We start from the raw sequence: 22,152 nt of genomic DNA, 5'->3' as shown, positions 1-22,152 counted from the left end.
ACACCGTCTGCCAGACGAGATGCCTCTCACCTGCATCTTAAGCCTGGTCGCCAGGGCGGCTTCCCGGATGTGGGCCGGCACTACAGGCATGCGGTACCTGGTTTCGCCGCCGCTCACTGGCGGAGCTCAGTGGCCCAGTAGGGGGGCCATGAATGGGGAGGGCGGCGCCGAGGACCGTCAGGGCGGTCCAGCCTCCGGCGTGAAAGACGACGAGCCGAGTTGCGAGCCGACCCCGCCGCCGACGAAGAAGATCGCGGCCAGGGCGATCAGTACCGACGCTGTGTCCGCCGACCCTGGCGAGGGCGAGGGCCAGGGCGGCGACCAGGAAGACGATGCCGGTCATGAGGCGTAGTAGCCCCCGCTCGTCCCAGTGCCCGGCGAACGGGGCGATGGCCGCTCCGGCCGCGCCGGCCACGGCGCAGGAGCGCCGGGTGGGTGCGCACCAGCCGGACGATGGAGCGGAGCACGTTGTGGTACGAGGTGGTGGTGGTCGGCGCGTGCTGTGGCAGGGCCACGGCGAGCATGGCCATCGGAGCGGCGGAGCCGATGAGGACGACGCGCCGGCCCGCGAGGTCCGGGACCAGAGTGCTCAACGTACGGGAGAGCAGGATGTCGGCGAGGAGGCCGCTCACCACCCGGCCGACTATGCGGCCGTGGGCGTGGTCGGAGGCGAGGCCGCGACGAACGGCACGAGGATCTGGGCGAGGACCGAGGCGGCGGCGCTGACCAGTGAGCATGGGGAGGCTCGTGGCCAGTCCCGCGGCCACGAGGGCGAGGGTCGTGGCCGCTGGGCGTGGTAGCGGTTGGCGAACGCCGGAGGCGATGGCCAGGAGTGTGACAGCGGGCCCGGTACGCCGTGACCGGCCGTTGCGGTTGCGGGCCGACGCGAGGTCCGGAGATCGGATGAGGCGGACATGTGAACCTGGTTGACGGGGCGAGCCGAGAGACCGGCGCGGGCGGAAGTGATGGGCGGCAACCTCCTTTGTGCCGTCACACAGGCAGAACCGTCGGATCCGCCCTTGGTACTACCTCATCCGCGGCGCTGGTCCGGGGTGTCAGTCATCTCGATCAGAGACAGGCCTGCAAGCGCAGGCGAAACGGATCCCCAGATGATGAGGTCGGGCGGTCAGTGCGCCAGAACCGTCTCCAGCCACCGCAGGACCTCGGGGGTCACAGGGTCGGCCACGTCGGCGAACTCGTCGTGTTTCTTGAGGAACTTCGCCACGTAGGGGCAGACCGGCACGACGCGTTTCCCTGAGGCACGTGTGTCGGTCAGTGCCTGCTGGACGAGGAGCGACGCCAGGCCCTGCCCGGCGAAGGCGTCGTCGATTTCGGTGTGGTGGAAAACGCGCTGGTCACCATGGTCGCGGTAGGCGGTAAGACCGGCGATCCTGCCGTCGACGAGGATTTCGTACCGGTGCTTGCCATCGACTCGCTGGACGGTCGGAGCGGCGGCGGGCTGTGTCATCGTGAGCCTCTCAGTGACGTTCTGGGTTCTCGCGCTGCGCGATGGCGGTATTCGGCAGGGCGGGCGCGGAAAGGGGATCGCCGTCGTAACCGTCGACGCTGCCGAAGCGGTCGGATGCGATGTCCCAGGCCTGCCGGGCGTCGACGATGTCTTCGTGGGTGCGGCCGATGAAGTTCCACCATGACGGTCGGTTCTTCGAACGGCGTCCCGCCGAGCAGGACCGCCCGAGCGGGAGCGACCTTCTTGTGTGTCGGCATCAACGTGTCGTTTCTCGTGCCGAGGTGGCCCAGCTCTGCCGGGCGCAGGGCCAGCCGACGGTCTTCAGACCAGTGTGCGGATGGGGAGCGACGTCCATGCCGCGTCGTGTCGGCGACGTCGTCCGGGCCGATGGGGCCCCGTGCGAGCGAAGCCGCGCCGGGGGATGTCGACGATGCACCAGGCACAGATCAGCGTTCGGGCCCGCTGCGGCTGCGTGCGCCGCACCGTCATGGCTCGTGGGCCGCCCACCGGGACCGTCCCGCGCGGACAGCACGTCGACCTGTGGCGCGGAATCACCGCGGTCCACGGCAGTGCGGTGCGGTGCGGTGGGATCCACTTCGACGTTGCTCATCGCACAGCTCTCCAACCCACTGGGTTCGTTGCTCTGCCGGGAGCGAGCGCCAGGTCGGCGCTCGCGGCGTCCGAGCCGGCGAGGGATCGCGGGCATGGACAGCACATTAGGAGTGGCCGACGGAGGCGTCTTGTCTGTCGGTGCACCACCAGTGGCCCGTCCGCGCCTGCGAGAGGCGCCGGCAGGGGACGGCTTCGAAGAGCCTTGCGCTGCAGCGTGCCGCGACACGTGTCCGGGTCCTGGCACTTCCAGGCAATGAGCGGTGCGCTCGCGGACAACAGGGGGCGGAACGTCCGCCCTAGTGTGCTGCCATCCCGTGCAGCGCATACCGCGAATGCACGGACGTCGGCAGCCCATGAGCCGACGCCGTCCGTGCAGCCCCCTCCCTCATTGAGACGGAGTGTGGTCCTGCGCGCGCCAGTAACTCCGGACGAAGGAACAAGACGATGCCGTACATCACCGTGGGCCGGGAGAACTCCACCACCATCGATCTCTACTACGAGGACCACGGCACCGGACAGCCGGTCGTCCTCATCCACGGCTTCCCGCTCGACGGCCACTCCTGGGAGCGGCAGAGCGCCGAGCTGCTGAACGCGGGCTACCGCGTGATCACCTATGACCGCCGAGGCTTCGGGCAGTCGAGCCAGCCGACGACCGGCTACGACTACGACACCTTCGCGGCGGACCTGAACACGGTCATGGAGACCCTCGACCTGCGGGACGCCGTCCTGGTCGGCTTCTCGATGGGCACCGGCGAGGTAGCCCGCTATGTGTCCGCCTACGGCACCGCCCGTGTCTCCAAGGTCGCATTCCTGGCCTCGCTGGAGCCCTGCCTGCTCAAGACGGACGACAACCCCGACGGGGTCGCCCCCAAGGAGTTCTTCGACGGCATCGTCGCGGCCGTCAAGGCGGACCGCTACGCGTACTACACGGACTTCTACAAGGACTTCTACAACCTCGACGAGAACCTCGGTACCAGGATCAGCGAGGAGGCCGTACGCAACAGCTGGAACGTCGCGGCGGGCGGGGGCTTCTTCGCCGCGGCCGCCGCACCGTCGACCTGGTACACCGACTTCCGGGCCGACATCCCGGCGATCGATGTGCCGGCCCTGATCCTGCACGGCACGGGCGACAGGATCCTCCCCGTCGAGGGGACCGCGCGCCCCTTCCACAAGGCGCTGCCCTCCGCTGACTACGTGGAGATCGAGGGCGCCCCGCACGGACTCCTGTGGACGCATGCAGAGGAGGTCAACACCGCGCTCCTCGCCTTCCTGAGGAAGTGACCCCGCCGCAGGCCCGCGCGACGGGCCTGCGGATCGAGGCCGCCGTCGGGATCGCCGGGGACGGGGATCCCGACGGGGCCGGGGTGGCAACATGGTTCGGGATCGAGGCAGACCGACAGGAGTCATTCCGCGCCGGGGTTGAGCAGGACGATTTCGCCGATGTGGTGGGCATCCAGGAGGCGATGGGCTCTCTCGGGATACGGGCTCATCGCTGAACGCACGCACAGCCCTGCGACTGTCCAATGCCTCAAATGCGTCCAAGTCTTCGCGTCCTGTCACTCGACCGGGTTCCTCTACCGTATTCAGCGGTCAGCGGGACCGTCATGACGAAGAGAGTGCCCATGGTTCCGACGTTGAGGATCGAGGCGTTCGTTCTCGCCGCAGTGCCGATCACCGCCCCGGTCACCAATTTCCGGGGCCAGCCGGTGTGGCTTTCCGAGCCGCAGTGGCCGGTCGATGACGCATGGGCTGAGCCGATGCGCTTCGTCTGCCAGATCGTGCGACATCGCCTTTCCCGACGAGGGCGCGAACGCGGTAATCGTGCAGCCGGGCGGTGTGGAGTACACCGTGTGGCTCCGGCCAGACAAGGACCCAGGCTTTCGTCCTCAGCATGACCACGGCAGACCGCCGCCCGACGGCCACGATCAATACTGGGAGCAGATCAGCGGTGACAAGATCGGCGGAACGCCCGCGTTCTTTCAAGGCGATGACTGGCCTGGCGGAGGCCCCTGGAAACTGGCACTGCAGCTGAACTCGAACTTCCAGCCCTTCCACCTCAATCTCGGCGCTGCGCCTACCGCGTTCGTCTCGCCGGACGCCAAGCAGGGCCGGTTGCTCGTACAGGACACCTGACCGAGGTCAGGAAGCGTGGGCCGTCGGGGCGGACCTGGATCCTGTACCGGCGGTCATGTGGCCGGTGGACGATCCACGCCGCAGACCGCCGCCCATGACCAGAACAAGCACCCTGACGGTCTGTCACACCCTGCCCGACCGCCCGTACCTGCGGGGGGAGCCCTCGAAGTTTCGCTCTTGTCTCTGTGCCGTGATGGCGTCGTCTTCGGCCTGCCGCCCTCCTTGATCATTGAAGTTCGGGTCTCGTTTCCCCTCGTTCAGTACGGCCGGGCGGCCGGCCGGTGAGCCGGGGCGAGGCGGTCCGCCTCGGACCTGGGGAAGCTGATCTTCTTCGGGTCTCCGTCCGAGGTGTAACGCTTGACCGTCCCGTCGCGGAGCTTGTCCAGCCAGGCTGTCGAGGTGAATTGGGCTTCGGGGCCGGTCGCCGCCTGGGAGCGAATCCGCGGGATGGCACCGGGGTCGAAGGTGGTCGAGAAGGGGGAAGGGGCGGGGTCGGCTCCCACCAGGTAGACACCCTGATGCTGGTAGCGCACACCGTCAGCGGTTCCCTGCAGCACCAGTTGCCGGGAGTGGGGCATCGAACCGTTGGGAAGTGCCATCGACACCACCGACAAGCCGGGCACGGCTTGGGTGATCGCCCTCTGGTTGTCGGCGATGGCCTTCTGGGCGGTGTCGTCGTCCACCGTGCCCAGTGAGGTGTGCCGCAGGGTGTGATTGCCGACCTCGAATCCGTGTTTGACGAGCCAGTCCAGCGACTTTCGGCCGCCTGGCTCGCTGAACGGATCGCCGTTGACGAAGAAGGTGGCCACGGGGCGGAATCCGGGGTGCTTCCGGGCGACGTCCAGCAGGATGCCCACCGCGGTGTCGGACGCGGGCCGGCCATCGGCGTCCAGACGGAACTGGGTGACGGTCGAGTCGTCGAAGGTCAGCACCACAGGGTGGGTACCGGCGGGAATGTCGATCTTCCCACTGCTGAACTCCCTCGCGGTGACAGGTACGTAGCTCTCCCGTGCCAACCGTTCCAGCTCGGCGCGGAAGTCCTGCGGCGTGCGGTCGTACACACTCCTGGGCTCGGCCACCAGTTGGTGGTACATCAGCACCGGGACCGCACCGAGCTCGTCGGCGTGCACTGTCGCCGGGTCGGCAACCGCTACCTGCCCGCCGATCTTGCGCGCCCGTACTGACGGCGTGTCCTGGCCCCCTTCCGGCGGGGATTGGGCTGCCGAGCAGGCGGTGACCAGCAGGATGACCGATGCGGCGATGACCGCTCCGCCGCTTCGGTGGGTTTGACGCATGATGCCTCCGGATGGGAACGAGATATTTCCCGTCGCCTCCAAGCCTCGGGCAACAACGTGCCGCACACCCCGGCACGATGGGCCGAATGCATGATTACCCGCTCGAAACCTCTTGGGTGGACGGTGTGGCGGCTATGTCATATCGCAAGGAACCCTCTTTCGAGAACGGCAGAGTGAACATGCGCGGAGATCGACTCCGAATACGATTCACCGTCATAGCCATTTCCGTGCTGGTCCCGGTCTGCGCGGCGCTCGGGGCCTTCGCGATACAGTCCTCCTCCGGCAGGCTCCAGGTCGAAGGGCTCAGCAGCAAGGGTGTGTTGGGCCGAGCCGACGTCAGCAACCCGCGCTTTGCCATCACGGCCGAGAAGGGGGCCGACCTGGCCGAGCTGGAGGTGCGCCTCGACGGTAATCCGGTGCACACCCACCAAGCCGACCGCCGCCTCATACTCGACACGCCCTCGCTCGCCGAGGGCAAGCACGAACTGACGGCCACATCCCACAGTGGCCTGCCCTTCCTGCACGACATATCCCGGACGTTCACCGTGGACACCACAGCCCCGAAACTGCGGCTGACTCCCACCCATGCCACCGGGCCCGGCGCACCGGTGACGGTGCGTGGCCGGGTCGAGGACGCCGGTCAGGTGAAGGTCTCCATAGCCGGTGTGCCCGTGGCCGTCGGCAACGACGGCACCTTCTCCCGCCGGTTCGAGAAGCCCCCCGCCCGTATCGAGGTGGCGGCCACGGACGCGGCCGGCAACGTCACCCGCGAGCACGTGAACGCGGTCGTGCCCTATCCCCTCACCCGGGCCGCACACCTGACCGCCATCGGCTGGTCCTCACCCGAGGTCCGCGACCCGGTTCTCCAACTCGTCAAAGACAAGAAGCTCAATGCCGTGGAGCTCGACATCAAGGACGAGAACGGCGAGGTCGGCTACGACTCCTCCGTGCCGCTGGCCCGCGAGATCGGCGCCGTGAAGAACCGCTACGACGCACACAAGGTGATCGCCACCCTGCACGGCATGGGAGCCCGCGTCATCGGCCGCATCGTCGCCTTCCGCGACCCTATCCTGGCCCAGGCATCCCACGACCAGGGCAAGGACCACCGCCTGGTCCAGGCCCCCGACGGCAGCCCGTACGACGGCGGCCACTACGGCACGCTCTCGTTCACCAACTTCGCCGACCCCGAGGTCCGCCAGTACAACATCGCCCTGGCCACCGAAGCGGCCAAGCTGGGCTTCGACGACATCCTGTACGACTACGTGCGCCGCCCCGACGGGAAGCTCTCCACACTGCGCTTCCCCGGCCTGGGCGACCAGACTCCCGAAAAGTCCATCGCCGAGTTCGTCGCCGACACCCAGCGCCTCATCCAGCCCGAAGGCAAATACCTCGGGGTCTCGGTCTTTGGCATCGCCGCCACCCGGCCCACCGAAATCGCCCAGGACATCCCCGCCATAGCCCAACACGCCGATTACATCGCTCCCATGGTCTACCCCTCGCACTGGGCCGCCGGTGAGTACGGGGTCGCCAGTCCGAATGCCAGCCCGTACGAGATCGTCAACCGGTCGCTGGCCGACTTCGTCAAGCAGGTCAAGGGCACCAGGGCCGTGATCGTCCCCTGGCTCCAGGACTTCTCCCTGGGCGTCCACTACGGCCCCACCGAAGTCGCCGACCAGATCAGGGCGGCGGCCAGGGACGGCATGAATTCCTTCCTGCTCTGGAACGCCGGAGCCACGTATCAAGGGGCGGCGCTGACCACCCTGCGATGACAAGAGGCTGGATCTCCAGCAGGTAGGTTGCGCACCAGCGAGTTGCTCATGCCCTTGCCGGGAGCGGCTCGTGGATGCGGCTTTGAAGGCCTGCCTGGTGTGGGTGACGGCATTGGTCAAGTCGCCGGTGAGAGGTGGCATTCGGAGAGGCCGATGGTGTGACTGCGTCCGGCCGGCGGACGGCCACGGCCTGGTGGACGGAGTCGGCAGCCTCGCCCTGTCGTCGTGGCACGGGGGAGTGGTGGGTCGGCAACGGCTGTCCGTAGACCCGGTCCCAGGGGCCGTAGCGTTTCGGCACATCGCGCCGGGGGGTGCCGGTCCTCGTCCGCCACCGTCTGCCGTCAAGTCCGCCATCGACACCGTCCTGGCCGAGGCCGCCGAGGTGGACGGCGCCCCACCGTGACCGTGATCGAGCGCCGCATCCCCAAGCCCGCACCGCACCGGGCCGCCACCGCGTCTTCCGCCGCCGACACGCGCGCGGACGACAACCTGTCCCGCCTGCGTCGGGAGAACAGCGACCTGCGCCTGCGCCGCACCCCCGCCCTGTATGAGGAGGCCATCCGCCAGCTGGCCCTCGAAAACAGCGCCCTGCGCGGCGGCAGCCTGGTCGTCGCCGTGCCCACCCGCACCCTGCCCGCACCACCCCTGACTCCGAACAGCCCGGGAGGCGCGTGCGGGCCGGGACGGACCTGCGTAGATGGTGCAGTGTGACACTGCAACCCCCGGTCGAGCCGATGCCGGCCGAAGTACGCCGGCCTGGCCCCGCGACGGGACGCTGGCGGGGATGCGGGGCTTGGTCAGGTCGGTTGGGGACGGCCGAAGAGCAGGTCGTAACCTGTCGGGAGCTGGAGCAGGACCTGGTCCAGCAGGTCGTGGCCGGCGGCGTCGGCGACGGTGCTGAGGACGGCGCTGACGTCCCAGGCCGCGGTCTGTTCGGTGGCTCCCTCGATCCAGGCTGCCGTCGCCCGCACGAACCTCTCAGGCGTCAGCGGCTCGGCGCTTTGCAGGGGGTTGAGCAGGATCAGGGCAAACTCGTCTGGCAGGCGCGCCGCCAGCTGGGCGCGCACCTCGCCCACCAGGTGGGCACCCAGCAGGGCAAGGACCACGCGTGCCGCCCGCTCGGCTTCGTGTTCCGTTTCGTACTCGCCGCGTTCCTTCACCTGGGCGAGGAAGGCTTCGCGTCGCAGGGTCATGTGCCACCACCCTTCTTCGGCTCTCTACTTGGAAGGTCAGGGGCGAAGGGCGGGTGAGGGGGGAGATCAGGTGCCCGCCCTCGTCCCTCGGCTGGCCCTGGCCGCCGTCGGTCGGCCGGGGATCTCCTTTGCCGACGTCGGCGGCGTGGACGTACTCGGGGTGCCCCTGGGGGTGCGGTGTCAGCTGGCCAGATCGGCTTTGCCGAAGAGGACGGCGCAGCCGGAGGGGAGCTGGCTGATGATCTGGTTCAGCTCTCCGCCGGAGACAGCGTGGGCAACGGTGGTCAGGACGGCGCTGGCGTCCCACTGTGCGGTGCGCGGCCGGGCGCCGGTGCGTTCGGCGACTCGGCGGTAGAACTCCTCGATCCCGAAACTCTCGGCCTGCGCCTGCTTGGCCTGGGCCAGTCCCTGTCCGAGCGGAGCGGGCAGCTGGGAGGCAAGGTCGTCGACCTCACCCGGGCTGATGCGCTGGGCGAGCACGCTCAGCACCGCGTTGGTGACCTTCGCGGCTTCGTCCTGGCTGGCGTATTCGCCGAGCTCGCGTACGCGAGCGAGGAACTCGTGGTGCTGCATGGTTCGTCACCTCCGCTTGCCAGTGATCTCAGGGCATCGAGGGCGATGCCCTCTTCCCCGGTACCCAGATGGGGGGCAAGCCTGTCAGTTCCGCATGACAGGCAACGGCGGCTTGTCCGGGCGGGCGGATGGCCCCCGTCCGCCGCACTCCGGCGCCGGTGCGCTCGTCGCGGGCGGGGCCGGCCCGGTGACCTCCACAGTCGCCGGGCGCAGCAGGTTCTCGCCCAGCCGGTAGCCGGGGCGCAGGACCGCAGAACACACCAGGCTGTCCGCGGTGGCGCGGACGTGGTGGGTGACGGCGTCGTGGCAGGTGGGGTCGAACGGATCACCCACCTCACCGAACGAGGTGACGCCCAGCGAGCCGAGCTGCTCCTTGAGGCTGTCGGCGATGTCCTTCAGACCGGGCGTGAGCGGTTCGTTGGCACACGCCCGGTCGACGGCGTCCAGCACCGGCAGCAACGCCCTGAGCACGTTGGCTGCGGCGATCTCGCGCACGGCCAGGCGGTCCCGCCGCACCCGCTTGCGGTAGTTGTCGTACTCGGCCTTGACCCGCTGCAGGTCGGCGGTCCGCTCCTGAACCAGGCGCCGCAGCTGCTCCAGCTCGGTGCTCTGCGGACCGCTCCTGGTCATCGTCAGCCAGCCTCCGGCTTGTCGTCATCAACGATCTCGGCGTCCACCACGTCATCCTCGGCCGGATCACCGCTCGTGCCCTCCGCGGAGGCTCCGGTCGGCTGCTCGGCCTGGGACTGCTGATACAGGGCGGTGCCGATCTTCTGCGCGGCCTGGGCGGTGCGGTCAACGGCCTGCCGGATCGCGGCGGTGTCCTCGCCCTGCAACTTCTCCTTCAGGTCGGCCAGCGCCGACTCGGTCTCGCTCTTCGCGTCCGCCGGGATCTGCTCGGGGTTGTCCTTGAGGAGCTTCTCGGTGGAGTAGACGAGCTGTTCACCCTGGTTGCGGGTCTCGGCCGCCTCACGCCGCTTGCGGTCCTCCTCGGCGTGCTGCTCCGCTTCCCGGACCATGCGGTCGATGTCGTCCTTGGGCAGCGCGGAGCCGCCGGTGACGGTCATCTTCTGCTCCTTGCCGGTGCCCAGGTCCTTGGCGGAGACGTGCATGATGCCGTTGGCGTCGATGTCGAAGGTGACCTCGATCTGCGGCACCCCCCGCGGCGCCGGGGGCAGGCCGGTCAGCTCGAACATGCCGAGCTTCTTGTTGTAGGCGGCGATCTCCCGTTCGCCCTGGTAGACCTGCACGGTCACCGAGGGCTGGTTGTCCTCGGCGGTGGTGAAGATCTCCGAACGCTTCGTCGGGATGGTGGTGTTGCGCTCGATGAGCTTGGTCATGATGCCGCCCTTGGTCTCGATGCCCAGGGACAGCGGGGTGACGTCGAGCAGCAGCACGTCCTTGACCTCACCCTTGAGGACACCGGCCTGCAGGGAGGCGCCGACGGCGACGACCTCGTCGGGGTTGACGCCCTTGTGCGGGTCCTTGCCGGTCAGTTCCTTCACCAGCTCGGTGACGGCCGGCATCCGGGTCGAGCCGCCCACCAGGACCACGTGGTCGATGTCGGACACCTTGATCCCGGCGTCCTTGATCGCGTTGTGGAACGGCGACTTGCAGCGTTCCAGCAGATCGGCGGTCAGCTGCTGGAACTGGGCGCGGGTCAGCTTCTCGTCCAGGTGCAGCGGGCCCTCCGAAGAAGCCGTGATGTAGGGCAGGTTGATCGTCGTCTCGGTGGACGACGACAGCTCGACCTTCGCCTTCTCCGCCGCCTCCCGCAGCCGCTGCACGGCCATCTTGTCCTTGGACAGGTCCACGCCGTAGTGGTTCTTGAACTCCTTCACCAAGTGGTCGACGATCCGCTGGTCCCAGTCGTCACCGCCCAGGTGAGTGTCGCCGTTGGTGGCCTTGACCTCGATGACGCCCTCACCCATCTCCAGCAGCGACACGTCGAAAGTGCCGCCGCCCAGGTCGAAGACGAGGACCGTCTGGTCGTTCTCCTTGTCCAGGCCGTAGGCCAGCGCGGCCGCCGTCGGCTCGTTGATGATCCGCAGCACGTTCAGGCCCGCGATCTCCCCGGCCTCCTTGGTCGCCTGCCGCTGGGTGTCGTCGAAGTACGCCGGCACCGTGATCACCGCGTCCGTGACGTCCTCACCCAGGTAGGACTCCGCGTCCCGCTTCAGCTTCTGCAGCACCCGCGCGGAGATCTCCTGCGCCGTGTACCGCTTGCCGTCGATGTCCCCGTGCTCGGGGAACCGCCAGGCGTGGTCGCCCATGTGCCGCTTGACCGAGCGCGCGGTGCGCTCCACGTTCGTCACGGCCTGCCGCTTGGCCACCTCACCGACCAGCACCTCACCGCTCTTGGCGAAGGCCACCACCGACGGGGTCGTCCGCGCGCCTTCGGTGTTGGTGATCACAGTGGGCTCCCCGCCCTCCAGGACCGAGACCACCGAGTTCGTCGTACCCAGGTCGATACCAACCGCCCGTGCCATCTGAGCTCTCCTCCTCGTCGTCACCTCGTTCTCCGTCTCACCGGCCGGGAATCCACCGGACCGGCCCCGCACGTAGCGGCGGCTCGGGACGCACGTCCCCGAGCACCACCGCATACCGCCGTACGGGCCGCGCGGGCAGGGTGGGGGCAGCACCTCGATCGGGCGACGGCAGCATGCGCTCCAGGCGCTGGTCGTAGGCCGCCCGCAGGAGGGGATCGCGCAGTGTCTCGTACGCCGCCCGCACCTGGCCGAACCGTGCGGTGGTGTCCGCGTCCACTCGGGTGTCGGGGCGCAGTTCCCGTACCCGGGCGCGGAAGGCCGAGGTGATCGCCGCGGTCGTCGCCGAGGGCTGCACCCCCAGTACCGCGTACAGGTCCGATTCTGGCTCCGGCGCCTGCACCTCCGGCCACCTCCTTGTCCATGCTGAGCTGCTTTTCCCTGCTGTCTTGCCTACCTTTATGGGATAAAACTTGAGTCTTACCTTGTCAAGTCTGGCGAGGTGCAGCGGAGGCGGTGTCCGCTGTACTCCGGGACTGCGGAACGCTGAGCGGTGCAGTGGGCGAAGGAGTGGAAGCAGAGATCAGGGCCCGTGGTTCGCGGGCGCCGTCCACGAAGCCGTCCAGGTGATCCGGGCAGTGCGCGCCTGTCCCGTGACGGCGGGCGCGCACTGTTGTTGGCAGGGACCTCGTACGGCGACCTCCTGGGCTCTGCGGCGGCCCCCGAAGGGCGGCACGATCGGCGCTCACGTGTGAGCTGCGGCATTGCCGGTCCACGCCGTCGGCCTCCACGATGACCGGACCAGACGAGGTCAAGGAGGGCAGCTCCTCATGGGTGATCATGTGCACGTGCGGCTCAGCCAGGGGCTGAGCGTGTCGGCCGAGGGGGACCTGATCGAGCACTCCCGCTGCCGGTGCGGGGCCACCTTCACCAAGGTGTTCGACGCGGATGGCAGGAATTCCGAGGGCCCGGCCCCGTCCTGATGCGCTCCCAGCGCCGTACGCAAGTGGCCGGCAAGGGCTCTCCCGGCCCGAGCCTTCGGTCGGTCACCGGCTGTTCAACGCCGCTACAACGCCACGAGGATGGCCCGGCCAGTTGCCGCTGGTCGACGGTCGGATGAACCGGCGCGGCGCTGGGAGCGTCCGGGGGCACGCAGGGTTCCGCCAGGGTACAGAGGCGGAAGAAGTAGCGGTGCGTCGTCGCCCGGAAGCGAGGGCTGTCCGCGTCACCCGGTCGAGGACTCAGGCTTGGGCTGCCGACCGCTGGCGTGGTGTACGTGGTCCCGCATCACGCGCACTGTCCCCACGCCGGCGTGTCGTGGGGTAGGCCGCCCGGGTGCCCCCCCCCGATGGCGATGCCCGCCAGGCGTCCAGGGAGCACGTCGCGCCCATGTCAGACAGGGAGCGGGCCGTCCACCCAATTGGGAGCGGCGAGCCGGGGCCGGTCCGCCGCGGCCCCGGACAGCGGCGCGAACTGCTGGGCAGGGGCACGACTTCCGGGACCGGCACGGGCCGTCCCCGTGGGTGCGACCGAGTACCTGTGGCACACCGTGGTCACGTTCGAGTCGATAGCCGGTGACGATCTCGGCGGAGATTCGGACGACGAGATCCATGCCCATGCCGACCCAGGGGACGGGAAGGTTCAGGTAACAGGCCACCTCGATCGGGTCGATGATCCGGGTGGCCCGGCCGGTGACCACGAGGCTTCAGCCGGTTCGGGTCTGCTGGTCGAGGTGGTCGGCTTCGTAGTAGGTGAAGCCGGTGCGGCCCACGGGGACACTGGCCTGCAGCGCCAGGGATTCCTCGCGGCCCAGTTCGGCCATCCTGGCAGTGGGCCCAGGGACTCGTTGTGCGTGGCCTCCCCTGCTGCTGCGATGGCAGCGCCGAGAACGGGAGGATGACTCCTTGCACTGGTCACAGCCAGTGCCGTTCGGCCGTCGCCCGCCCTCGGTGTTGGGCTTTGCGGTACGCGGCCGGGCTGCGGCACCACCATGGGGTCTGTCTGTCACTTGTGGGCGTCCCGCGGTCGCAGATGCACGATGGAGTCGGAGACGGCGTCAGGGCCCCGGGCTGGAGCCCGAGGCCCTTGACGAGAGGAGCTGCTGTGGCGTCAGCTGTCCAGTTCCTTGCGGTCGCTGCCGCCGCTGATGGCGATCTTGCGGGGCTTGGCCTGCTCGGCGACCGGGATCCGCAGGCTCAGCACACCGGCCTCGTAGGTGGCTTCGATCTTGTCGGTGTCGAGGGTCTCGCCGAGGAACAGCTGTCGGCTGAACGTCCCTGCGGGCCGCTCGGTGACCACCGTATCGGTGTTCTCGCCGTACGCCGGCTTGCGTTCGGCCCTCACCGTCAGGACATTGCGCTCGACATCGAGATCGATCGACTCCGCGTCCACGCCCGGCAGGTCCAGCTCCACGACGAACGTGTCACCCTCACGCCAGGCGTCCAGCGGCATGCCCGCCGGGTGCGCGGCCGTGCCCCAGACCCGCTCGACTAGCCGGTCAAGCTCGCGGAAGGGATCCGTACGCATCAGCATCTGTCATCCCTCCTTCACGTCGTTCCTGCGTCCAATCCGCTCTACTTCTGATATATCACCACGCCGGAAAGTTGACAACTATCGGCTCAACTTTTGGGACTGTTCTGGGCAATGACCTGCCGCAGCCAGGCCGCGTCACCCTCCGGGTCGGCAGTGGACAAGGCAGGCGGCTATACGGGGCGTCGTGAGAGAAGGTCGTCACCACCAGCACCGGGCTCTGGGCGCGCAGGGCGGCGAAGTCCCGGCCTCGGGGGTGCTCCAGTTCGCCCACACACCAGCGCCCGGGACGGAAGCGGTAGCGGGGCCCGGGATGCGGGCGCACCGCGCGCCACCAGTGCGGCTCCACGCGGACCTCGTCCACGAACGCAAGTGGCAGGCGCACGCTGCGGCGCCGCGCCGCCAGCGCCCACCTCCACGGCAGACCCACCACCAGGTCGCCGCCGTCGATGCGCAGCCGCGTCACGATGCTCACCTGCCTTTCGGGTGTCCAGGGCGCACCGCAGGCGTGGCGCCCCGCGCGCCTGCGGTGCGCCGCGCCTGAGCTACTCCTGGGAAGCCGGTCAGTGGGCCACGCGGGCACCGGAGGCCGGCCCGGCCCACGACCGCGCACCGCGCCCGGGACGGGTGCGGTACTCCCGCCAGGCGGCAGCCAGCCACAGACCGCCCGCGATCAGTGCGTACATGCCCAGCACCAGCGCGATGGCCACCGCCCCGGCCTCCGGGCGCAGCCACAGCAACGCCCCCGCCGCCACCGACACGCCGGCCGAGGCCCGCCACCACCATGCGTGCCGCAGCTCATGCCGCATCCGCGTGGCGACCCACAGCTCCAGGCAGCCCGTCACGATGGCCCAGGCGCCCGCCACGACCAACAGCGCCAGGGCCGTCAGACCCGGCCATACGGCCGTGATCAGTCCGGCCACCACTCCCAGGGTGCCCGCCGCCGCACAAGTCGCGGCGGGCCGGCGCTCATGCCGGTGCCGCCATGCCGTGCCCAGCAGCATCACACCGTCCGCCAGGGCGTACACGCCGAACGCCCAGGCCAGAGCCAGCACCGTCAGCTGCGGCCAGAGCAGCGTCAGCACGCCGAACACCACCGCTGCCGCGCCGCGGGCGGCCAGCAGCCAGACCGTCTTCATCCTTTCCGTCACCAGCGACCTCCCTTCCGGCCATCCCGTGCGCCGACAGTCGGACCGCCCCGGTGGCGGCCGACGACATCGACGCAACCGAACACGTTGGCACGTATAGGAGATTGAGTCGCCTATTGTCAACTTCATGCAGTGGGTACTTGTCAGAGAATCTCCTGTCGGGTTATACGAATAGGCGGTACTCGATCATCAGGCCGCAGTGCCTGCGGCCCGCCTTGAGGAAGAGAGAGGTTGGACATGCTTGCGCGTACGGGTGTTCTGGGCGATCTCGACCGGCTCACGCAGCAGCTCGCGAACGGCTCTGCCTCGTCCGGCACCGTCATTCCGGCGGATGCCTGGCGCGACGACGAAGCGCTCTACCTGCAGTTCGATCTGCCCGGCATGGACCGCTCCACCATCGAGCTGACCACAGAGCATCAGACGCTGACCGTGATCGCCGAGCGGCCCTCCCCGATCCCGGCCGACGCCCGTCCCGTGCTCACCGAACGACCCGCCGGCCGCTTCGCCCGCCGCCTGACCCTGTCCGATGCCCTGGACACCGCGGCCGCCGAGGCCGTCTACGACAACGGGGTCCTCACGCTGCGCATCCCGCTGGCCGCACACGCCAAGCCCCGCAAGATCGCCATCTCCGGTGGCGCACCCAAGCAGCTGAGCGCCTGAGCTCCACCAACCCTTCCGTCCCCATGCGTCGAAGGAGGTTCACACCATGGGCGCCCTGCTGTGGCTGCTCATCCCGCTCTTGGTCGGTCTCGCCGCCAGCGTCTGGGCCTGGGGCACCGGACACCGCCACCCCGGCCTGCCCGGCCACGACACCTGGGAAGACCTCGACCGCTACCAGCGACTGCGGAGCGCCCTGAGCACCGACGAACACGCCACCACGGCGTGAGTTGGGTGAGCGCGCGGCCGAGAGATGCATCCTCAGCGCGGGCGAGGTTGCCGGGTGTCCCTTCACCCGTCGCTGAGCTGCGCGTTCGTGGCGGTGGCCGCGGGTTCCAGGCAGGGTGCTGTGCATGCCGAGTCGGTATCCGGCGTGCCCCGCGCGCGGGCCTGGCAGGGCTTGGTCGCCGGGGCCGGGTATGTGACAAACGACCGAACCCGCCCCGCGGGGGCGGGCTGGGGTATGGCGGTCAGCCCGCGATCTCGATGCGTCGGGGCTTGGCCTTCTCCGACTTGGGGACCTTGGCGGTGAGCACCCCGTCGGCGAGTTCGGCGCTGACGGGCTCTTCGTCGGTGTCCTGCGGGAGGGGCACCCGGTAGTCGAACTGGCCGGTGCGCCGCGTACGGTGGCGCAGCACGCCGGTGCGTTCCTTTTCCGTGATCTCGCCGTGCACGGACAACTCGCCGGCGTTCAGCTCGATGGCGATGTCGTCCTTCTCACCTGTCCGACTCCGGCAGCCGCGCAGAGTCGCATACAGAGGCGGCGAGCATCGGTTCCGGCAGTGTCCACCTCGCAGCCCGTGTCTTCCACCCAGCCCGCCCATCGGCAAGCCGAGTGTGTGTACGCACCCGACTACCGGCCCGATCACGGCAGGCGGGGCCCGTGTCGTACGGTCTGATGTCGCGGCCGCCCATCGTCCGCAGCGGATCTCACCGATCTCGGCCGTACCGGAGGCACGGCCGAGAGATCTGAACCGATACCGGGGATCAGGCTGCGACGAGCTCCTTCTCGCGCTCCGGCGTTGTGACCGTGGGCTTCTTGTTCGGCAGCGAGAGCCGGAAGACCTTGCGCCATGCCGAGAACACCTGCTTGGGCAGCGGCCCGGAGACGTACTCCAGCTCATACTTTTCGAACAGCGCGCGCACCTTCACCGCGACCTCGGCGTACCGGTTGCTCGGCAGGTCCGGGAACAGGTGGTGCTCGATCTGGTGCGAGAGGTTGCCGGTCATGAAGTGCATGGCCTTGCTGCCGCTGATGTTCGCCGAGCCCATCATCTGGCGCAGGTACCACTGGCCGCGCGTCTCGCCGTTGATCGACCGGCGCTCGAAGACCTGCACGCCCTCGGGGAAGTGCCCGCACATGATCACCGAGTGGGACCAGACGTTGCGGACCAGGTTCGCGGTGAACGTGGCGGCGAGCGTGGGGAGGAACGACGGGCCCGACAGCAGCGGGTGGATCACGTAGTCCTTGAGCACCTGCTTGCGGATCTTGCGGCCCACGGCCTTGGCCCGCGCGCGGAACTCCGGGTTCTTGCGGCGGCGTTTGTGCAGGTTCTTGCCGAGCTCCAGGTCGTACGCTGCGATGCCGTACTCGAAGAAGCACGCGTTGATGAAGTTCCACAGCGGCTGGCCGAGGTGGAACGGGTGCCACTTCTGGTCCTCGTCGACGCGCATGATGCCGTAGCCGAGGTCGTTGTCCTTGCCGATCACGTTGGTGTACGTGTGGTGGAGCTCGTTGTGCGAGTGCTTCCACTGGTCGGCCGGCGAGACGTGGTCCCACTCCCAGGTGGTGGAGTGGATCTTCGGGTCTCGCATCCAGTCCCACTGGCCGTGCAGGATGTTGTGGCCGATCTCCATGTTGTCCATGATCTTCGCCACGGACAGTCCGGCGGTGCCGAGCAGCCAGGCGGGCGGGAAGATCGAGAACAGCAGCACGCCCCTGCTGACCAGCTCGAGCTTGCGCTGCGCCGAGATGACCTTACGGATGTAGGCGGCGTCGTTCTCGCCGCGGCTTGCGATCACCTCGTCGCGGATCGCGTCCAGCTCGCGGCCGAGCTCCTCGATCTGCTCTGCGGTCAGGTGGGCGGTGGGGTCGATGGCGGTCAAGGTGCTCCTACCGTTCGATGTCGCAGGGGCCCGCCGCGGCGGACACGCAGGTCTGGATGAGGACGCCCGGCTCGGCCTCGGTGATCTCGCCGGTGCGCAGGTCGCGGACGGCGCCGGCCTTGAGCGGCGTGACGCAGCCGAAGCAGATGCCCATGCGGCACCCGGAGGGCATGAGCACGCCGGCTTCCTCGCCGATGTCCAGCAACGGTGTGGCGCCGTCGGCCTCGACGGTTTTGCCGGTGGTGCTGAAGGTGACCTCGCCGCCGTCGCCGGTGGCGACGACGCTGGGGCGGAAGCGTTCGGTGTGCAGGCGCTCCGGGACGCCGTGCTCGCTCCAGTGCTTCTCGGCGGCGTCGAGCAGGCCCGCAGGCCCGCAGGCCCAGGTCTCGCGCTCGGTCCAGTCGGGCACGATTTCGTCGAGACGGGCGATGTCGAGCATGCCGTCCGTGTCGGTGTGCACCTCGGTGAGCCGCAGCTTCTTGTCCGCGACCAGGTCGTGCAGTTCGTTGCGGAAGATCACGTCTTGCGGCCGTGGCGCGGAGTGGACCATGACGACGTCGTCGAACTCGGTGTCGCGCAGCATGCCCATCACAGGCGTGATGCCGCTGCCGGCCGTCAGGTAGAGCACCTTGGCGGGCTTGGCCTGCGGCAGCACGAAGTCACCGGTCGCCTGGTCGAGTTGGATCAACGTGCCCGGTTTCGCCCTGCGGACCAGGTGGTTGCTGACCTTGCCGTCCGGGATCGCCTTCACGGTGATCGTGACGCGTCCGTCTGGGCGGTCGGTCGGAGAGGTGAGGGAGTAGGCACGCCACAGGCGCACCCCGTCGACGTCGATCCCGATCCGCACGTACTGTCCGGCCGTGTGGCCGCGCCAGCCCCGTCCCGGCCTGATCACGATGGTCGCGGCGTCACCCGTCTCGGGGTGCACGGCCTCGATGCGCCCCCGCAGGTCGGCGCCCGCACGGAGCGGGCTGACCAGGTCGAGGTAGTCCGACGGCAGCAGCGGCGTCGTGACCATCTCCAGCAGTTTCCACGCCCTGCTGCGGAGGGCTGTACTCATCATGGCTTCAGCTTGCTGTGTCCCAGGGCGTAAAGTCCTGACCGCAGGACGTGAATCTGGTCGGCTGAATTGTTCGCAGGGAATAAAAGACGTGAGCCATGCAATGCGGAGGGTCAGCGAGCTGGCTCTGGATGAGACGACGGTCACCGCACTTCGGGGCGCGCTGAAGGCCACCGCCGACGAGGTCGTCCAGGCGATCATCGACGAGGTACCCCCTTATGCCAACGCCCTGACGGGCCACATGGGCGCCACCATCCGCCGAGCCGTCCGCACCGCCCTGGGGCACTACCTGGACCTCGCGAGCGGGAACGCCACAGGCGGCGATGCCGGTGACGCGGCCTACGAGCTGGGCCGCGGCGAGGTGCGCGACGGCCGTTCGATGGACGCTCTGCTCAGCGCCTACCGGGTCGGCGCCCGCGTGGCGTGGCGATGCCTGGCAGCGGGTGCGGTGCCCGCAGGTCTGCCCGCCGCCGAGGTTGCCAAGTTCGCCGAGCTGACCTTCGCCTACATCGACGAGCTCTCCGCCGCGAGTGCCGCGGGCCACGCCGACGAACTGGCCGCCCGGGGCAGGGCCCAAGAGCGCAACCTGGAACACCTGGCCCGCGACCTGCTTTCCGGCGCGAGCCCGGACGTGCTGCTGGTCTCTGTTCAACGAGCCGGGTGGCAGCCCCCGGTTTCGCTGACCGCGGTCCTGCTGCCCGCCGCCCAGGCCCGGCCTGCGTACCGCGCGCTCGACCCGAGCACCCTCGTCGTCGACGATCTGCCGGACGCCACCGGTGTGCTGCTCGTCCCCGATGCCGACCGATCACATCTCCTGCGGCAGCTGGCCGACCGCACCGCCGTGGTCGGCCCGGCCCGGCCATGGACTCGCGCGTCAGCCTCGTACGCGCGAGCCGTACGCGCCCGCTCCCTCTCCTCTGACATTCGTGACACCGAGGACCACCTGCCCGAGCTGGTGCTGAGCGCCGACGTGGACGCGTTCGCAGACCTGCGTGCCCGAGCCCTCGCACCGTTGCGGACCTTGCCTGACGCGACCGCACGGCGGCTGGAGGAGACGTTGCGGGCGTGGCTGCTGCACCAGGGCAGGCGGGACGAGGTGGCGGCGGAGTTGTTCGTCCATCCCCAGACAGTCCGGTACCGGATGTCGCAGCTGCGGGAGCTGTTTCCGGATCTCGCATCGCCACACCGGGTCCTTGAACTGACGCTGGCGGTCGGGCTTCGGGCCGGCTGACGCGTACTTCGACCGTCCTCGACCGCGTCCGCGAGCGGTCGAGGAAGCATGCCTCACTCTCGCTGCCATCAGCTGACCCACGGGCGCGCGGCGGGCTGCGGCTGGGGGACCGGCGGGGCGGTCAGGCCGGGTCACCCCCTGCGGGGCGGGACTACTCGCGCCGGGGACCACCGTGGTTCCGCGGCGGCCCCCGTGCCTCCCTTCGGACAGGCCAAATCGGACGGCCGACCGCCGACCTTGCACACCACGCGAGGGATGATGGGGATGGAATGACGAAACGTGAGGTCAGGAGCTTCCATGAAGCGGGTTCACCGACCCCGTGAGGACGCGGAGTTCAATTTCATCCTCGGGATGAGCGAAGTCCCGGTCTTCGCCTACTTCACCGGAACATGGCCCAAGGCAATAGAGCCCTGTCGGGTGATGGACCTCGTCGTGGGTGGCATCGCCGACGACTACTCGGGCCGCCTGACGGCCGTTCGCGCCGACATCACGCGTTGTCCGGCCGCAACCGAGCGATACGGGATCACCGGAGCCCCGTCCTACGTCCTGCTGAAGGAGGGAGAGGCGGTGGCGCACGGCACGGGGTCCATGACCATCGCCGAGATACGGGAGTTCCTGGACGGCCACCTCTGAGCGACCGGCCCTCCGAGGCGGTGCCGTCCGCCGGCCTGATCGGCGGCGTCATGGGTTTTCTCGTTACTCCACAGCGCGGCCGATGAGTTTGTGGCTCCCCGCCGGTCCAAGCTCGTGACACCCAGGAAAGGACACCGCCATGTCGGAGCTTCTCGTCGACTTCATCACCTCCCTCGACGGCTACGCCTCGGGAGAGGGATGGCCCGGGTTCTGGGGCCTCGAGGGCCCGGAGTACCTCGCATGGCTCGGCGAGCAGCCCCAGGCCACCTACCTGATGGGAGCGAACACCTACCGCCTGATGTCGGGCTTCGCCGCGGGCGAGGTCCCGAAGGGCCAAGACGAGTTCAGGCCCGAGGAAGAGGCGTCCGTCGACGAGCTCACGCAAGCGCCCAAGGTGGTGTTCTCCTCCTCCCTCGACGAGCCACTGACGTGGGCCAACTCCACGCTCGTCCGCGACGACGCCGTCGAGGCGGTCCGCGCCATGAAGTCGAGTGGCTCGGGGCTCCTCAGCACGATCGGTAGCCTCAGCCTGTGCCGGTCCCTGCTACGAGCCGGACTCGTCGACCGCTTCCGGGTCGTGATGTTCCCGGTGATCACCGGGGCCACGGGCGAAGAACGCATCTACGACGGCTATCCGGACGTTGCCCTCGAGATGATCGACCACCGCACCTTCGACGGCCGCATCCAGCTGGTCGAGTACAAGCCCCGCGTGCTCGAGCACCCGCCACTCGGCGTCCCTGCATGACCTTGCTGCGTCCGCCGGTCTGCAGGGTCGTCAGGCCAGGCGCCGACGGGCGCGGAGCAAGACCTCATAGGGGGCGAAGAGCCAACGTCAGGACGCCCGGTCCAGGTCGTCGCCGCGTGAGGGTGTCGGCACGATGGCCGACATGCCGCCCATCGATGCCGAGGACGCGCTCGACGACAGGATGCGCGCCCCTGTCATCAACGAGGCGACTGGCTAGGTGCGGGTTCCGGCCGAGCGGTGTGCGACGTGCATCTTCCGGCCCGGGACCTCTCACCCGCGCCTTCGCTCCCGCGTCCTCCTCGAAACGGCATCCACGGCAAGGCTCTGGTCCACTTCTCGTGGTCGCGTACGCGGCGTGACCGCAGCTGAATGAGCTGCTGGTCTCCTCAGCGGAAGGCGTGATGGGGGAGGCCGTTGACATGGCTGGCGCGGTTGTCCAAGTCGAGGTCCGGGGCACGGCTATAAGACTTGTCCCGTACGAGGGTGGTGCCCCGTATCGGACCATGTCAGTGCG

Annotated in this window: 25 protein-coding genes and 1 pseudogene; 13 read left to right on the top strand and 13 right to left on the bottom strand. The window is 68.9% G+C overall.

The window, feature by feature from the left end:
• The first annotated feature begins 148 nt into the window (after positions 1 to 148).
• Entirely contained in the window at positions 149 to 352 is a 204-nt protein-coding gene (locus ACWDAG_RS27025; RefSeq protein WP_450698153.1) for a hypothetical protein, read from the top strand.
• Positions 342 to 800, top strand: a complete 459-nt coding sequence (locus ACWDAG_RS27020; RefSeq protein ID WP_450698152.1) for a hypothetical protein — start codon at positions 342 to 344, stop codon at positions 798 to 800. The genes ACWDAG_RS27025 and ACWDAG_RS27020 overlap by 11 nt, the downstream gene beginning before the upstream one ends.
• A 326-nt stretch (positions 801 to 1,126) precedes the next feature.
• Here the strand turns inward: ACWDAG_RS27020 and ACWDAG_RS27015 are convergent, their stop codons facing one another.
• Together ACWDAG_RS27015 and ACWDAG_RS27010 are read right to left on the bottom strand one after the other, a co-directional pair.
• Positions 1,127 to 1,468 (bottom strand): GNAT family N-acetyltransferase, encoded by a 342-nt coding sequence (locus tag ACWDAG_RS27015; protein WP_450698151.1) that lies wholly within the window; start codon positions 1,466 to 1,468, stop codon positions 1,127 to 1,129.
• Positions 1,469 to 1,478: 10 nt separating this feature from the next.
• A pseudogene (locus ACWDAG_RS27010) lies at positions 1,479 to 2,078 on the bottom strand (pirin-like C-terminal cupin domain-containing protein).
• 446 nt (positions 2,079 to 2,524) lie between these two features.
• Here ACWDAG_RS27010 and ACWDAG_RS27005 point away from each other — a divergent pair.
• The 3 genes from ACWDAG_RS27005 (at position 2,525) to ACWDAG_RS26995 (ending at position 4,213) form a co-directional block, all read left to right on the top strand.
• Entirely contained in the window at positions 2,525 to 3,361 is an 837-nt protein-coding gene (locus tag ACWDAG_RS27005; RefSeq protein ID WP_450698150.1) for an alpha/beta fold hydrolase, read from the top strand.
• Entirely contained in the window at positions 3,358 to 3,576 is a 219-nt protein-coding gene (locus ACWDAG_RS27000; protein WP_450698149.1) for a hypothetical protein, read from the top strand. The genes ACWDAG_RS27005 and ACWDAG_RS27000 overlap by 4 nt, the downstream gene beginning before the upstream one ends.
• A gap of 241 nt (positions 3,577 to 3,817) precedes the next feature.
• Complete coding sequence (locus ACWDAG_RS26995) at positions 3,818 to 4,213, top strand: hypothetical protein (protein WP_450698148.1); 396 nt, start codon at positions 3,818 to 3,820, stop codon at positions 4,211 to 4,213.
• A 257-nt stretch (positions 4,214 to 4,470) separates the two neighbouring features.
• Here the strand turns inward: ACWDAG_RS26995 and ACWDAG_RS26990 are convergent, their stop codons facing one another.
• Positions 4,471 to 5,508 (bottom strand): polysaccharide deacetylase family protein, encoded by a 1,038-nt coding sequence (locus ACWDAG_RS26990; protein WP_450698147.1) that lies wholly within the window; start codon positions 5,506 to 5,508, stop codon positions 4,471 to 4,473.
• Positions 5,509 to 5,735: 227 nt separating this feature from the next.
• On the opposite strand from ACWDAG_RS26990, the gene ACWDAG_RS26985 reads away from it, so the two are divergent.
• A complete protein-coding gene (locus tag ACWDAG_RS26985) occupies positions 5,736 to 7,277 on the top strand; it encodes a putative glycoside hydrolase (RefSeq protein ID WP_450698146.1) in 1,542 nt (513 codons plus the stop codon).
• 399 nt (positions 7,278 to 7,676) lie between these two features.
• Entirely contained in the window at positions 7,677 to 7,988 is a 312-nt protein-coding gene (locus tag ACWDAG_RS26980; protein WP_450698145.1) for a hypothetical protein, read from the top strand.
• An 86-nt stretch (positions 7,989 to 8,074) separates the two neighbouring features.
• On the opposite strand, the gene ACWDAG_RS26975 is transcribed toward ACWDAG_RS26980, so the two are convergent.
• The 5 genes from ACWDAG_RS26975 to ACWDAG_RS26955 all read right to left on the bottom strand — a co-directional run bounded on the left by ACWDAG_RS26975 (position 8,075) and on the right by ACWDAG_RS26955 (position 11,932).
• Entirely contained in the window at positions 8,075 to 8,470 is a 396-nt protein-coding gene (locus ACWDAG_RS26975; RefSeq protein WP_450698144.1) for a DUF2267 domain-containing protein, read from the bottom strand.
• Between the two features lie 180 nt (positions 8,471 to 8,650).
• Positions 8,651 to 9,043 (bottom strand): DUF2267 domain-containing protein, encoded by a 393-nt coding sequence (locus ACWDAG_RS26970; protein WP_450698143.1) that lies wholly within the window; start codon positions 9,041 to 9,043, stop codon positions 8,651 to 8,653.
• Positions 9,044 to 9,127: 84 nt separating this feature from the next.
• Positions 9,128 to 9,673: a nucleotide exchange factor GrpE gene (grpE, locus tag ACWDAG_RS26965; protein WP_450698142.1), complete on the bottom strand. Its 546-nt coding sequence runs from the start codon at positions 9,671 to 9,673 to the stop codon at positions 9,128 to 9,130.
• Positions 9,674 to 9,675: 2 nt separating this feature from the next.
• Complete coding sequence (dnaK, locus tag ACWDAG_RS26960) at positions 9,676 to 11,532, bottom strand: molecular chaperone DnaK (protein ID WP_450698141.1); 1,857 nt, start codon at positions 11,530 to 11,532, stop codon at positions 9,676 to 9,678.
• 37 nt (positions 11,533 to 11,569) lie between these two features.
• On the bottom strand, positions 11,570 to 11,932 hold the full coding sequence (locus ACWDAG_RS26955) for a J domain-containing protein (protein WP_450698140.1): 363 nt from the start codon (positions 11,930 to 11,932) through the stop codon (positions 11,570 to 11,572).
• A gap of 427 nt (positions 11,933 to 12,359) precedes the next feature.
• On the opposite strand from ACWDAG_RS26955, the gene ACWDAG_RS26950 reads away from it, so the two are divergent.
• On the top strand, positions 12,360 to 12,512 hold the full coding sequence (locus tag ACWDAG_RS26950; RefSeq protein WP_450698139.1) for a hypothetical protein: 153 nt from the start codon (positions 12,360 to 12,362) through the stop codon (positions 12,510 to 12,512).
• A gap of 1,126 nt (positions 12,513 to 13,638) precedes the next feature.
• Here the strand turns inward: ACWDAG_RS26950 and ACWDAG_RS26945 are convergent.
• Positions 13,639 to 14,061, bottom strand: a complete 423-nt coding sequence (locus tag ACWDAG_RS26945; RefSeq protein WP_450698138.1) for an Hsp20/alpha crystallin family protein — start codon at positions 14,059 to 14,061, stop codon at positions 13,639 to 13,641.
• A gap of 560 nt (positions 14,062 to 14,621) precedes the next feature.
• Positions 14,622 to 15,209, bottom strand: coding sequence for an HdeD family acid-resistance protein (locus tag ACWDAG_RS26940; protein WP_450698137.1), 588 nt, complete (start codon positions 15,207 to 15,209; stop codon positions 14,622 to 14,624).
• A gap of 234 nt (positions 15,210 to 15,443) precedes the next feature.
• Between ACWDAG_RS26940 and ACWDAG_RS26935 the strand changes: the two genes are divergently transcribed.
• Together ACWDAG_RS26935 and ACWDAG_RS26930 are read left to right on the top strand one after the other, a co-directional pair.
• Positions 15,444 to 15,866, top strand: coding sequence for an Hsp20/alpha crystallin family protein (locus tag ACWDAG_RS26935; protein ID WP_450698136.1), 423 nt, complete (start codon positions 15,444 to 15,446; stop codon positions 15,864 to 15,866).
• A gap of 46 nt (positions 15,867 to 15,912) precedes the next feature.
• A complete protein-coding gene (locus tag ACWDAG_RS26930) occupies positions 15,913 to 16,092 on the top strand; it encodes a hypothetical protein (protein WP_450698135.1) in 180 nt (59 codons plus the stop codon).
• A gap of 241 nt (positions 16,093 to 16,333) precedes the next feature.
• On the opposite strand, the gene ACWDAG_RS26925 is transcribed toward ACWDAG_RS26930, so the two are convergent.
• From ACWDAG_RS26925 to ACWDAG_RS26915, 3 genes are all read right to left on the bottom strand, one after another.
• Entirely contained in the window at positions 16,334 to 16,687 is a 354-nt protein-coding gene (locus ACWDAG_RS26925) for an Hsp20/alpha crystallin family protein (RefSeq protein WP_450698134.1), read from the bottom strand.
• A gap of 163 nt (positions 16,688 to 16,850) precedes the next feature.
• The gene (locus tag ACWDAG_RS26920) at positions 16,851 to 17,969 is read right to left on the bottom strand and encodes a fatty acid desaturase family protein (protein WP_450698133.1); all 1,119 of its coding nucleotides are present in this window, start codon (positions 17,967 to 17,969) and stop codon (positions 16,851 to 16,853) included.
• Positions 17,970 to 17,976: 7 nt separating this feature from the next.
• Complete coding sequence (locus ACWDAG_RS26915) at positions 17,977 to 19,032, bottom strand: ferredoxin reductase (RefSeq protein WP_450698132.1); 1,056 nt, start codon at positions 19,030 to 19,032, stop codon at positions 17,977 to 17,979.
• A gap of 88 nt (positions 19,033 to 19,120) precedes the next feature.
• On the opposite strand from ACWDAG_RS26915, the gene ACWDAG_RS26910 reads away from it, so the two are divergent.
• The 3 genes from ACWDAG_RS26910 to ACWDAG_RS26900 all read left to right on the top strand — a co-directional run bounded on the left by ACWDAG_RS26910 (position 19,121) and on the right by ACWDAG_RS26900 (position 21,638).
• Positions 19,121 to 20,260: a PucR family transcriptional regulator gene (locus tag ACWDAG_RS26910; protein WP_450698131.1), complete on the top strand. Its 1,140-nt coding sequence runs from the start codon at positions 19,121 to 19,123 to the stop codon at positions 20,258 to 20,260.
• A gap of 297 nt (positions 20,261 to 20,557) precedes the next feature.
• Positions 20,558 to 20,893 carry a thioredoxin family protein gene (locus ACWDAG_RS26905; RefSeq protein WP_450698130.1) on the top strand — a complete coding sequence of 112 codons (336 nt, stop codon included), beginning with the start codon at positions 20,558 to 20,560 and terminating at the stop codon, positions 20,891 to 20,893.
• Between the two features lie 139 nt (positions 20,894 to 21,032).
• The gene (locus ACWDAG_RS26900) at positions 21,033 to 21,638 is read left to right on the top strand and encodes a dihydrofolate reductase family protein (protein WP_450698129.1); all 606 of its coding nucleotides are present in this window, start codon (positions 21,033 to 21,035) and stop codon (positions 21,636 to 21,638) included.
• The last annotated feature ends 514 nt before the right edge of the window (positions 21,639 to 22,152 follow it).

Source organism: Streptomyces sp. NPDC001157, assembly GCF_053598255.1.
Note: the sequence above shows the minus strand (reverse complement) of the source record. Positions and strands in the feature narration are given on the sequence as shown.